The sequence below is a fragment of the Reichenbachiella sp. genome (genome assembly GCF_039969095.1).
GTDB lineage: Bacteria > Bacteroidota > Bacteroidia > Cytophagales > Cyclobacteriaceae > Reichenbachiella.
This window is the reverse complement of sequence record NZ_JBDVOL010000017.1, coordinates 74,036-86,014: the sequence shown is the minus strand read 5'-3', so window position 1 is coordinate 86,014 and position 11,979 is coordinate 74,036. Positions and strand designations below refer to the sequence as shown.

Sequence of the window (11,979 nt, the reverse complement as noted above, 5' to 3'; positions counted from 1 at the left end):
TTATGAAAAATCTATCCATAGCTCTATTGAGCGTTATTATATTTAGTTGTTCTTCACCAAATAAATCTTCTGAGCAATCTGCACCTGTTGAAGACAATACTGCTATTGCAGAGAAACCTACTGCTGATTCTACCTATGTGTTTTTCAAACACCCAACAGATGGAGCTACAGTACCTAGTCCAGTTTATATAGAAATGGGTGTATCTGGCATGCAAATAGAACCTGCCGGAGCAGTCAAAGAAGGATTTGGACACCATCATATTTTGATCAATCAATCCAGCTGGCCAGAAGGCACTGTGATTCCTATGTCGGATTCTACTATTCATTATGGAAAAGGTCAAACGGACACAACAATAGAACTTGAGCCTGGTGAGTACACACTTTCGTTACAATTTGCAGATGGAGTACATTCGTCTTACGGTGAAAAAATGGCGGCTTCGATTACTGTTGTTGTTGAATAAATAATTGCTAACCCAAATATATTCTCATGAGTGAAAAACTGTATAACGAGATTCCATCATTGGATTTGGCCGACTTCAATTCAGGTGATGAGACAAGAAAGCAAAAATTTGTTGCAGATCTTGGTGCTGCCTATCATAGTATCGGATTCGTGGCAGTAAAAAATCATGGGTTGTCAGATGAACTTTGTACAAAGCTCTATCAAGCGGTTCAAGACTTTTTCGCATTACCAGATGATATAAAGCAGAAGTATGAAGTTCCTGAGCTCTTTGGGCAACGAGGATATATTGGGAAAGGTAAAGAGCATGCCAAAGGTAGGGCTACCGGAGACTTAAAAGAATTTTATCACGTAGGTCAGGAAGTTACAGATGGTGATCCTATCAAAAAGGAATATCCAGACAATATTTGGCCCGAAGAAATTCAAAATTTTGACAAAATAGCGTTGGAGGCTTACCAAACATTGGAAAAGGCGGGAAGACAAATGCTTAAGGCTATTGCTATCTATTTGGGGTTAGAGGAGAATTATTTCGAAAGTCGCGTTCACAATGGCAATAGTATTTTAAGGCCTATTCACTATTTCCCAATAGAGAATCCAGAAGAAGTGCCAGATGATGCGGTGAGAGCAGCTGAGCATGGCGATATCAATCTGATAACTTTGCTGATGGGAGCCAGTGCCGATGGTTTACAGGTACTTCGTAGAGATGGAGAGTGGATTCCAATTACAGCCTTGCCTGAGCAGATCGTGGTCAATGTAGGGGATATGCTGGCCAGACTTACTAATGATAAATTGAAGTCTACAATTCATCGGGTAGTGAATCCGCCAAAGGAATTAATGAAAACTTCACGATTTTCTATACCATTTTTCATGCATCCAAGATCGGACATGGATTTGACATGTTTGGAAAATTGTATTGATGATGCTCACCCCAAACAATTTGAAGACATTACTGCAGGAGAGTTTTTACATCAAAGGTTAGCAGAAATAGGGCTGAAGAAGTAATGATCAGAAAAGTCCGATACTACATTTTTCTCAAGGATGTAATTCTTTTAACTATTTCTGCATTTGGCGGACCGCAAGCTCATTTTGCTATGATGCTGGATGTGCTCGTCCATAAAAGAGGTTATCTCGAAGAGAAGGATTTAATCGAACTCACAGCATTGTGTCAGTTTTTACCTGGCCCCACATCCACGCAAACTTTGACCGCCATAGGTTTTAAAGTAGGAGGGCCTAATCTGGCCTACCTCACATTGTTGATTTGGATTACGCCAGCATTTTTGATTATGACTTTTGCAGGCGTTTTCATTTCCACATTAGAAGAATATAACATTTCAATGGAATTTGCTCGATTCATCAAGCCTATGGCCGTGGGAATAGTAGCCTACTCTGCTTATGTCATTATTAAAAAGGTAGTGACAACAAAACTGGCCGTGGTGCTAATGATGGTCGCGGCGGTAGCGAGCTTTTTAGTGCGTACGCCTTATGTCTTTCCAGTTATTCTTCTGATAGGTGGCAGTATTACCGCTTTTGATTACAAGCGTCATGAAAAAGAGGAAAAGGAAGGTATAAAAATTCAATGGTCCAATTTTATTTTATGGGCTGGTGTCTTAGTCGGTGCAGCTTTAGTTGGTGCGTCTGTTGATTGGTTGGGGATTAGAATTTTTGAAAACTTTTATCGTATTGGTAGTTTGATTTTTGGAGGAGGTCAGGTGCTGGTGCCATTCATGTATACTGAATTTGTAGAATTTAAAGAGTATCTAACTTCCGAAGAATTTTTATCAGGCTTCGCACTCGTGCAAGCTGTTCCAGGGCCAGTATTTTCCTTTGCATCCTATGTAGGTTCTATTTCCATGAAGGAATATGGGATGTTTGGTCAGATGATGGGAGGACTTATGGCGGCTCTAGGCATATTTCTTCCCGGAACTTTTTTGATCTTCTTTGTGATTCGATTTTGGGAAGAGTTAAAAAAATTCAGAATCGTAAAAGCATCTCTCGATGGTGTAAATGCGGCAAGTTCAGGTATGATTTTGGCCGCCGTAGTTTTGCTCTCGCAACCGCTGATGGGCGACTATCTGAATTATATCATTATGATCGGCACATTTGCCATTATGTTCACCAAGAAAATACCCACTCCTTTCTTAATCCTTGCCGGATTACTTGTTGGCATTATATTATGACACCACAGGACTTGGAGCGTAGGCGAATTGTGTGGCAGGCGCTTTCGGAATTATATCTTGATACCGAGCTTTCTTCTGATCAGTTGAAGTGTATCACTCTCATTTGTAAGCGTTCTGGATTTAGTCTGAAAGAATTAAAAAATATTGATTACTATGAAGTTGCTCCGTTACTAGGTAGAAACTTATTAAGTCCAGCAGGTGTTTGGTCTGGATTCGAGCCTTCATGGCTATTGCAAGGGTGTGAAAAAAATTATCACAAACGCAATCAATTTCTGAATAGCCTTAGGTGTCACATATTGAACCTTCTTATAATTTATTCAAGAAGGAGCAATTGGAATTCTATAGCAATAAACATAAAAAAACCTCAGCTACATAAGTAACTGAGGTTTTAGCTTTTTTTGAATTTGAACCTTAGTTCAACTTGGCAGGAGGAGTAATTCCCATCTTTTTGAATACCAAATCAGAAACGTCATATTTCTCATCTGCATCCAATAGGATATCTACACCTGGTACGCCAGTGCTGAAAATCATGTCATAACCATTTTCAGTTCTAACAGCTTTAACAGCATTTCCAATTTTTTCGAAAAGTGGAGCAAATAATTCACCTTGTTTCTTTTGTAAAGAAGTTTGAGCTTCTCTTTGAAATGCTTCGAATCTCTGATTCAAAGACTGCAATTCAGCTTCTTTGTCGGCTCTCACTAGATCAGTCATAGTAGCAGCTCCTTGCTGATATTCTTGCAACTTAGTTTGTAGCTCAGAGCCCTTAGATTGCAATTGATTTTGAAGTTGAGCCTCGTAAGCTTTGAATTCAGAATCTACTTGCTTAGCCTCTGGCATTTGGCTAAGGATGTACTCCACATTGGTATAGCCTATTTTCAAGACTACGCCTTGCGCACTTGCAGTCAGGCTAAATGCAGACAATACAACTGCAAAAATTATCGATTTAACTTTCATAATTCAATTCTAATTAGTTGTTACTTATTACATCGTTTTTATCACCGAGTCCAAGTTCCTCCAGCACGTAATCCGTATAGTCATGAACTGGGTCGGTATAGATCATTACCAAATCTCCAGACTTGTCAAACACAATTTGCAAGCGATGATTTTTGGCAACTATCTCGACAGCATCAAATACTTGATCCTGCACAGGTTTGATTAATTCTTTTTTCTTCAAAAAAAACAGGCCTTCGAATCCAAATACCTTTTTTTGGTATGCCTTCACTTCGTCCCATTTAAGATCGATTTCTTTTAATCGATCATCTTTCATTTCTTTTGTCAACAGTACCTCCTCAGCTTGTAAGGAAGTCTCCATTTCTTCAATGGATTTGTACATGCCCTGAATTTCTTGCTCCCAGGCTTTTGATATTTTTTCTATCTCACCTTTCGCCTCGCTGTATTCAGGCATTTGGCTAAGGATATAATCTGTGTCTACGTAGCCAAATTTCTGTGCAAATGTATCATTTAATATGAATATTAAAAGCACTAAAATCAGCGATATAAGTCGGGTTGCAATTTTCATACCACTAAAATTAGCCTTTGCACTTTATTTTATCTAATAATCTCATGCAATCTTCATTTTACCTTAGTTGCTGGCCAATGGAGAAGTGAATTTGACCTCCTGCATTACTGGACTGCCCTGGTAACGTATCATATCCATAACCCCAGTCAATTCCGAGCAATCCAAAGGCTGGCATAAAGATCCTAACACCAAATCCAGATGATTTATATAATTTGTTCGGGTTGAAATTCTCAAATCCATTCCAGTTATTTCCAGCTTCAGAGAATGCCAATAAATAAATAGTTGCTGAAGGATTTAGTGATACAGGGTATCTCAGTTCCATCACAAATTTGTTGTAGATATTACCACCCGTAATATTTGTCACTGGGTCATATGGAGTGATGGAATTGTTGTCATATCCACGAAGTCCAATAACATCATTACCCAAAAGGAAGTTGGTTCCAGTCAAACCATCACCACCGAGTTGGAATCTTTCAAAAGGTCCAACACCTACCTTTTCTTGATAATATCCCATGAATCCCATGTGAGCCCTTGCAGCGAGCACTAAGTCGCCAACTAACTGCATGTAATATTTCGCATCAAACATCCATTTGTGATACTCTACATACTTGTATTTTTCACTATTTTCAGCAGTAGCGTAGTCTATATCATTCCAAAGTGACCAAGGTGGAGTCAAGGCCAAACTTAAAGAAAGTGATGATCCAGATCTTGGGTACATTGGATTATCAACACTATTTCTAGCTAAGGTAGTATTGAAAGTAATGTTGTTGGCTGCCCCAGTACTAAATCCAAGAGAATTACCATAATTGAAAAGGTTGTATCTCAAGTATGAGATTGAATTACTTAAAGTGAAGTAATCATCTGGCCATTTCACTCGTCTACCTAAACTCACGGTAGTACCAAATACTTGCAACGATCCGATGGTCTTGTCGGTAAAGTAATCTATACTACGTTGAATGGAGTAGTTAAAACTAACTCCAAATGAATTAGGCTTCTTTCCTCCTAGCCAAGGCTCAGAAAAGCTTATCGAATAGCTTTGATATTGCCTGCCATTGGCTTGTAGCCTCAAGGAAAGTTTTTGCCCATCTCCCACTGGAAGCGGTCTCCATTTATCAAAATGCGGGATATTTCTTAGTGAGAAATTGTTGAATGTAAGTCCTAAAGTACCGACGAATCCGAACGTTCCTCCCCATCCACCGGATAGTTCAATTTGATCACTTGGTCTTTCTACAAGTTCCCATTCGATATCTACAGTTTCGTCAGCAGGGTTAGGTAATGGCTTTGGATTTACTTGCTCAGGGTCAAAATACCCAAGCTGAGAAAGTTCTCTTTGTGTTCTGATTAGTTCGGCACGGCTAAATTTCTGACCTGGAAGGGTACGCAATTCGCGTAAGATTACGTGATCATTGGTTCTGTCATTGCCAGTCACGTATACTTTGCGGATAGTAGCTTGCGCGCCTTCATAGACTCTCATTTCCAGATCCACAGAATCTCCATCTATTTTTGTTTCCACGGGGGTGACACTAAAAAACAGATACCCATTATCCATATACAAAGAGCTGATATCAGGACCGTTTGGATTAAAATTCAGCTTTTTATCAACCAATTCTAAGTTATAAATATCTCCTTTTTCAATAGCTAAGATTTGATCTAATGTTCTATCGTCATGAATGAAATTACCAACCCAATTGATATCTCTGAAGAAATATCGTTGTCCTGGATTTACACGAATGTTAATATCTACTGACTTTCTATCGGCAAATACGATAGTGTCTTCAGTTATTTCTGCATCTCTATGACCTTTGGAATTATAGAATTGAATGAGAGCTGCTTTGTCTTCTTCGTATTTTTCTTTTACAAATTTAGAGGACTTGAAAATATTCAATTTCACATTCTCATGAACGATTTCAATTAATGTATTTGAAACATTGTGTTTCACACTGTCATCCACAAACTCAAATCTTTCTTCTTTGGGTTTAAAAAGATCTAGACTCGAAGCAAGAAGAGCACTAATCAATTTAAATCTAGCTCGTTCCCCAGAATTCTTCATTTTGCTTTTGAGTTTTGCATCTGTGAAGTGCTCGTTGCCTACAAAATTTACATTTCTGATTTTTACTTTCCTGTTTTTATCAATTCTTACATCCAGCAGTACACTATTGTGGATGGTGCTATCAGTTTTGTATCGAATGTCAACTTCAGTATTTAGGTACCCTTTTTCGTAAAAGTATTTTTTGATAGTTAGCTCGGCATTTTTTCGAATGGCGTCTGTCATTACTCGTCCTCTGATCAAATTAACCTTTTCTCTTATATCAGATTCTTGACTTTTTGTTAAGCCTTTAAACTCAAATCTGCTGAGACGTGGCCGCTCTGAAAGTGAAATAGTAAGATATACATCGTCTCCTTCAACCTTAGAGGCGTAAATTTGAATATCCCCAATCAGTCCTTGTTTCCATAGTTTTTTGATAGCTGAAGTGATGCCATCTCCAGGTATTTTTATTTTGTCTCCAACTTTTAGACCTGAGATGGAAATCAATGCTATTTTATCTAGGTATTCAGCGCCTTCTACTTCAATATCTGCTATTGTAAATTCCTGAGGATTGGAATAGCTGATATTGACGTTGTTTGGATCTACTCGCCCTTGGTTGCCATATCTAATTTGACCAACAGCGGCTGTTGAAACGCAAAGAAATAGTAAAAGTATTTTGGATTTCATCTTTTTTCCTGACCTATCGTTGCTTTGAATTTATTTTTGAATCAGTTGTTCACTTGTCATCCCTAATCGTCTTTCTCGATTTTGAAAGTCGAGGATAGCATGATACAAATGTTCTTTTCTGAAATCTGGCCAAAGCGTTTCTGTAAAATGTAGCTCAGCATATGCAGCCTGCCACAATAAAAAATTACTTATACGATGCTCACCACTAGTTCTGATCATCAATTCGACCTCAGGCGCAGTATGTTCATCTATATATTGATTTATGAAATCAACACTAATTGTATCAACTTCAGTTTTGTTTTCCTTTACTTCATCGATCAACTTCTTGACCGCATGACTAATTTCCCATTTCCCTCCATAATTCAATGCAAGTGATAAAATCATTCCTGTATTGCTTTCAGTTTGCTTCATTCCTATCGCTAGATTCTTTTGTGCATCTAATGGTAAATGCTCAATATCTCCAATTGGTTGTAAGCGAATGTTGTTTTTCACTAGAGTTGGGATCTCTTTTTTAATAGTAGATACTAGAAGCGACATCAAACCATCTACTTCAATCTTCGGCCTGTTCCAATTTTCTGTTGAAAAAGCATAAAGAGTCAGGTGTTTGACACCCAGTTCTGCGCAGCCTTCTGTCACGTCCCTAACAGCCTGAATAGCATTCTTATGACCAAACAGTCTAGCTGCTCCTCGCTTCTTTGCCCATCGTCCGTTGCCGTCCATAATAACGGCGATATGTGCTGGAATTTTTGCTTGATCAATCTTCTCTTTCATGCCCTCTTTGTTGGCCGTTGGCCAAAACCAAACCGCAAATTTGTGCTTTTTTTTAGTTAAAAGGAATTTATGAAGGGTTTAATTATCAGTACATTGATTTGTTTGGGACGTACCGGTATGTACATGGAATTTTATAGATCAAATAGGATATCGATATATTGAAAAAATGATACCAATCCTTGTCATTTGGATTTCCGTATTGAGTATTTGTTTTATCAAAGACATCTCCATCTGAAATGCCGTCTAATTGATCAAAGAAAGTTTTTCTCGCTCCAAATTCTAGTGCTAAACTGAATTGTTTGCCTATTAAATGTTTTACACCTCCTCCAAATGGCAGTACGGGTTGAATGCTGCTAAAATTATCTTCTTCACTTAAATTTAGAAATTTTGCTAGGCCGAATCCAGCGAAAAAATAGGGTGTCCATCTTATGGTGGAATTTTTATTTTTGTAATCAAGAAAATGATATTCAAAGGTGGCGGATGCTTCAAAAAAGGATCGATTAAAAGAAGCGTCCCTAATTTCTCCAAGAGCATCGAAAGGTTTGCTGTCATTACCAGATACATTCCCGTACAGCAATGCCACTTTAAAACTGACATCTTTTTCAAAATTGATACGATATAAGCCCTGAAGGCCCAAACTTTGATTGGTTATGTCGTAACCTCTATAGAGATCCCCAGCATAACTTATTCCACCAAGTGCTAATCCATATTCTGTTTTTTGGGCAAAACAAAAAGTTTGTATCAAAAGAAATGCCGATAAAATCGGCAATTTTTTTGATAGGATATGGCTAAAATGAAATTTCAAGAATTTTGTTTATCTAAACTTACCTCTTGTTGCACCTTTTTTGTCAAAAATATAGACAAGTCGAATTTGTGTTGTAAGATAAAAGTCATTCTGGTCAGGACCACCTCTTGAATGGTCACTGTTAATGTCATACCCGCTTCCATGAGTGTATGGGCCAGTAGTTCCTGTATCACCAGGATTTAGAGTACGGGTATCACCTGAAATTACATGCGTTGTTTCAGCACCTCTTTCTGACATAGCTCTGGCTAAATTATCATCACCGAACGATGCTAAATCAACATATCCACCACTTACATCATCGATGTAGTCAGTAAATAAGTATCTTAAACCAATTTCAAAATTCAAATCAAAATTGTGGTGTAATTTAAATTTTAACCCAAGCCCTATAGGAATCACAAAAGCAAATTTGCCGTAAGGATCAGCACCAATGCTGTCAATATTTTGACCTTCTGTACCTAAATCTCTCAAATCAACCCACTCTCCTGCTTCATCAATAGGATTTCCCGCCTGATCAAAATCTGGAGCTATCGCCTTTGGTGAATGGGCAATTACAGCTACCCCAGCAAATAGATATGGATTAATTGGGAACCTTCCTCTGACACCTCCATTATTTGGAATCATATCGGCTTCGAAACCAATTGAAAGCTCATGAATATTATTTTTAAAATGTAAATTTCTGAGATATCGACCACGTTGGCTGGCGTTTTCAGAGTTTCCATCACCGTTTTCGAAATCATCTCCTTCTATAGTGCCAAAATTGTAGCCCGCACGAAAGAAAATTCCTGGATAAATCATTCGGGATCCAGTAATCCCAAACCCGAATTTGGTTTCTCCATAGTTTGTGCTGAATCGCTTATCATTTGGAGATAAGTCACCATAGTAGTTGAGCAAGTTAATACTTGCACCTACGGTCCAGTAGTTTGTATTCCCTACCCCCCGGTAGCTTGTTCGTCCACCACTATAATTGGAATATTTTTTATTTCGACTTTTATTGTAGCCATAGCGCCTTTTCTGCCCAAAAGAGTCAGTAGCGCATACCACAAGTAGCAGCAATGTGAATGAGATTAATAATTTTTTACGCATTTCCAATAATCAAACGACCAAAAATCTTTTATAATATACCTAGGCGCAATTTATTCTAAACGCTAAAATTATTCTTTTTAACTTCTAATTCCTAACGTCCTGCCCCCAATTTAGCTTATTCCTTAAGGTGTCAAAAAAATTGGAGCCCAGAATTTTAACAAGTTTAGCCGAAAAATGCGCTTTTGTTAATGAGATTTTAACCGTACTATTTACTGTATGAGATCTAGAATCTAGCGATATTAGAAATGAACGACCTTTTCCTTCTATTTCAAAAGAAATCTCACTTTTATCAGAAACGACTAACGGGCGAACGTTTAAATTATGGGGACTTACTGGAGTTATTATAAAGCTGTCTGATTGTGATAAAACCAAAGGTCCTCCGCAACTGAGTGAATATCCTGTGGATCCGGTAGGCGTTGAAACCATTAAACCATCTGCCCAGTAGGTATTGACGAATTCACCGTCTATAAAACAGCGAACAATGATCATAGACGAAGTATCGCGTTTTAGAATAGCCACTTCATTAAGTGCAAAATTTTGCCCTTCAAACAGTTCTGTATTGCTATTCAAATGTAGTAGAGTCCTATTTTCAAGTTCATAGTGACCATCAAAAAATAGATTGAGAGCGGACTCTATATCATTTTTTGCGGTGGTAGCCAGAAACCCCATGGTACCAAGATTAATACCTAAAATGGGGATTTCTAATGCGCCAACTAATGAGACCGTTTCGAGCAAGGTGCCATCTCCACCCAAGCTGAAGAAGAAGTCAATAGGTTCCAGACTTTCTAATATGTTAATCTGGGGATAAGATGCCAAATAAGTCTTTGCTTCTGATCTATTCTCTTTGGCACACACATCCGTAATGAATATCTCATGTCCGTTGTCCAGCAATTTTTTTGCGATGGTTTTAACATATGGAAAGGACTCTTTCGAGAACTTTCTTCCATGCAGCGCGATTCTCATGTGTTAATGAATTTAGACTTTGAGGTATCTAAGTAATGTGTCGAGTCGTTCCTTTTCGATCAACTCTTCATCTCCTTTGCCAAATATAGAACTTATTGTATATCCGAATCTCTCTAACGCAGATATTATAACTGAGGCATTTTCAAGGTTCAATTTTATGGTTACTCTAATTTTACCTTGTTGTTGTTCATTGTTTTCTACAAAACTGCTAAGAATTTTCCCTCCTTCAGACTCAATAATTCTACTCAATTCTGTCATAGAGTAGTCCGTTTGAGTCATTGATAAAACAATGATAGTTCCAGGACTATTGATCGATGACATTTTTGAAAAGGCTTCTACGACATCTTGAATGGTCACGGTGCCTAGATATTTTTTATTTTCATCCAGTACAGCTACCAAATTTGAACTGGCTTCATAAGCTTTTTTGAGTAATTCGTAATAATGCTCATTCTGGTCCACAAACAAACCAGTACCCATGAATTGATAATCTTCAATTTTTTCAGCTCCCGTGAAATGGTCAAATAATAAATTCTCATTAAAAAAACCCAAAAAATCTCCATTCTCAACAATGGGAAGTTCATGCACATGAAATTCGCTCATCCATGACTGTGCCTTGCTTATATCATCAGTAGGCTTCAGTGGAGGAATGGTATAATTTATTAGGTCCTTAGCTCTCATACGGGTACCTTTTGATTCAAAAATTCATCTAATATTTCATTAAATTTTTCTGGTTGTTCCATCATGGGTGCATGACAACACTCATCAATAAAACGTAAAGTAGAATTCTTGATTAACCGGTTAAAATCGTGCCCAACACTTGGAGGAGTGATGGTGTCATTTAGTCCCCAGATTAACAAGGTTTCATTTTCTATCTTGTACAATTCGTCAGCCAAATTATTTCTTTGTGCGGATTTTGCCATCTGAATAATACGCATACATTTAGGTACGTCATTAGTAGTCTCAAAAATTTCGTCAATGTACTCCTTGGTTGCCGTATTGGGATCATAGAAAGTATATCTCACTTTTTCTTCTATAAACGCATAGTTTCCTCTCTTAGGATACGATCCACCCATAGAGTTTTCGAACAAACCGGAACTTCCCGTCAATATCATGCGATCAACTTTCTCTGGATGTTTCATGATGTACATGAGTGCCACATGTCCGCCAAGTGAATTGCCCATGATGTCAAAATTGCTATATCCCTTATGATCGATAAATGCCTCTACAAATTCTGTCAATTTAGTAAGCCCTGTTTCTCTAACTGGCATTTCATAGATGGGCAACATCGGTATGACTACTTTAAATTGGCTTGAAAATTTATTGACCACTGCTTCCCAGTTGCTAAGTGCACCGAACAAGCCATGTAGTAAAAGCATGACTTTACCATCACCTTCTTCAATGTATTTAAATTCTCCTTCCTCTATGATGTTGGGTACTTCAAGCATTCTGTAATTGTAGTTTTGCTAATATTAAGTATAATATATTAATTTC

General features: G+C 37.8%; 12 protein-coding genes. 3 read left to right on the top strand and 9 right to left on the bottom strand.

The window, feature by feature from the left end:
• The first annotated feature begins 2 nt into the window (after positions 1–2).
• From ABJH98_RS18545 to chrA, 3 genes are read left to right on the top strand one after another with little or no spacing between them, the layout of a single operon-like run.
• Positions 3–461, top strand: a complete 459-nt coding sequence (locus tag ABJH98_RS18545; protein ID WP_348309272.1) for a DUF4399 domain-containing protein — start codon at positions 3–5, stop codon at positions 459–461.
• Between the two features lie 26 nt (positions 462–487).
• Complete coding sequence (locus ABJH98_RS18540; RefSeq protein WP_348309271.1) at positions 488–1,459, top strand: 2-oxoglutarate and iron-dependent oxygenase domain-containing protein; 972 nt, start codon at positions 488–490, stop codon at positions 1,457–1,459.
• Positions 1,459–2,634 (top strand): chromate efflux transporter, encoded by a 1,176-nt coding sequence (gene chrA, locus ABJH98_RS18535; protein WP_348309270.1) that lies wholly within the window; start codon positions 1,459–1,461, stop codon positions 2,632–2,634. The genes ABJH98_RS18540 and chrA overlap by 1 nt, the downstream gene beginning before the upstream one ends.
• Positions 2,635–3,045: 411 nt before the next feature.
• Here chrA and ABJH98_RS18530 read toward each other — a convergent pair whose 3' ends face one another.
• The 9 genes from ABJH98_RS18530 to ABJH98_RS18490 all read right to left on the bottom strand — a co-directional run bounded on the left by ABJH98_RS18530 (position 3,046) and on the right by ABJH98_RS18490 (position 11,933).
• Complete coding sequence (locus tag ABJH98_RS18530; protein ID WP_348309269.1) at positions 3,046–3,588, bottom strand: OmpH family outer membrane protein; 543 nt, start codon at positions 3,586–3,588, stop codon at positions 3,046–3,048.
• 13 nt (positions 3,589–3,601) lie between these two features.
• Complete coding sequence (locus tag ABJH98_RS18525; RefSeq protein WP_348309268.1) at positions 3,602–4,153, bottom strand: OmpH family outer membrane protein; 552 nt, start codon at positions 4,151–4,153, stop codon at positions 3,602–3,604.
• A gap of 58 nt (positions 4,154–4,211) precedes the next feature.
• Positions 4,212–6,866, bottom strand: coding sequence for a POTRA domain-containing protein (locus ABJH98_RS18520; RefSeq protein WP_348309267.1), 2,655 nt, complete (start codon positions 6,864–6,866; stop codon positions 4,212–4,214).
• Positions 6,867–6,896: 30 nt separating this feature from the next.
• Positions 6,897–7,637: an isoprenyl transferase gene (locus tag ABJH98_RS18515; protein ID WP_348309266.1), complete on the bottom strand. Its 741-nt coding sequence runs from the start codon at positions 7,635–7,637 to the stop codon at positions 6,897–6,899.
• 85 nt (positions 7,638–7,722) lie between these two features.
• Positions 7,723–8,442 carry a DUF6089 family protein gene (locus tag ABJH98_RS18510; RefSeq protein ID WP_348309265.1) on the bottom strand — a complete coding sequence of 240 codons (720 nt, stop codon included), beginning with the start codon at positions 8,440–8,442 and terminating at the stop codon, positions 7,723–7,725.
• A gap of 9 nt (positions 8,443–8,451) precedes the next feature.
• Positions 8,452–9,525, bottom strand: a complete 1,074-nt coding sequence (locus tag ABJH98_RS18505) for a DUF6089 family protein (protein ID WP_348309264.1) — start codon at positions 9,523–9,525, stop codon at positions 8,452–8,454.
• A gap of 84 nt (positions 9,526–9,609) precedes the next feature.
• Positions 9,610–10,488: an NAD kinase gene (locus ABJH98_RS18500; protein ID WP_348309263.1), complete on the bottom strand. Its 879-nt coding sequence runs from the start codon at positions 10,486–10,488 to the stop codon at positions 9,610–9,612.
• 12 nt (positions 10,489–10,500) lie between these two features.
• Complete coding sequence (locus ABJH98_RS18495; RefSeq protein ID WP_348309262.1) at positions 10,501–11,166, bottom strand: CBS domain-containing protein; 666 nt, start codon at positions 11,164–11,166, stop codon at positions 10,501–10,503.
• Positions 11,163–11,933 carry an alpha/beta hydrolase gene (locus ABJH98_RS18490; protein WP_348309261.1) on the bottom strand — a complete coding sequence of 257 codons (771 nt, stop codon included), beginning with the start codon at positions 11,931–11,933 and terminating at the stop codon, positions 11,163–11,165. Before ABJH98_RS18490 ends, ABJH98_RS18495 begins: the two co-directional genes overlap by 4 nt.
• Positions 11,934–11,979 lie beyond the last annotated feature (46 nt).

Excerpts from the sequence above, each read along its gene's own strand:
- ABJH98_RS18525 (WP_348309268.1), bottom strand. The coding sequence starts at position 4,153 with ATGAAAATTGCAACCCGACTTATATCGCTGATTTTAGTGCTTTTAATA.
- ABJH98_RS18495 (WP_348309262.1), bottom strand. The coding sequence starts at position 11,166 with ATGAGAGCTAAGGACCTAATAAATTATACCATTCCTCCACTGAAGCCT.
- ABJH98_RS18520 (WP_348309267.1), bottom strand. The coding sequence starts at position 6,866 with ATGAAATCCAAAATACTTTTACTATTTCTTTGCGTTTCAACAGCCGCT.
- ABJH98_RS18490 (WP_348309261.1), bottom strand. The coding sequence starts at position 11,933 with ATGCTTGAAGTACCCAACATCATAGAGGAAGGAGAATTTAAATACATT.
- ABJH98_RS18530 (WP_348309269.1), bottom strand. The coding sequence starts at position 3,588 with ATGAAAGTTAAATCGATAATTTTTGCAGTTGTATTGTCTGCATTTAGC.
- ABJH98_RS18545 (WP_348309272.1), top strand. The coding sequence starts at position 3 with ATGAAAAATCTATCCATAGCTCTATTGAGCGTTATTATATTTAGTTGT.
- ABJH98_RS18515 (WP_348309266.1), bottom strand. The coding sequence starts at position 7,637 with ATGAAAGAGAAGATTGATCAAGCAAAAATTCCAGCACATATCGCCGTT.
- ABJH98_RS18505 (WP_348309264.1), bottom strand. The coding sequence starts at position 9,525 with ATGCGTAAAAAATTATTAATCTCATTCACATTGCTGCTACTTGTGGTA.
- ABJH98_RS18540 (WP_348309271.1), top strand. The coding sequence starts at position 488 with ATGAGTGAAAAACTGTATAACGAGATTCCATCATTGGATTTGGCCGAC.
- ABJH98_RS18500 (WP_348309263.1), bottom strand. The coding sequence starts at position 10,488 with ATGAGAATCGCGCTGCATGGAAGAAAGTTCTCGAAAGAGTCCTTTCCA.
- chrA (WP_348309270.1), top strand. The coding sequence starts at position 1,459 with ATGATCAGAAAAGTCCGATACTACATTTTTCTCAAGGATGTAATTCTT.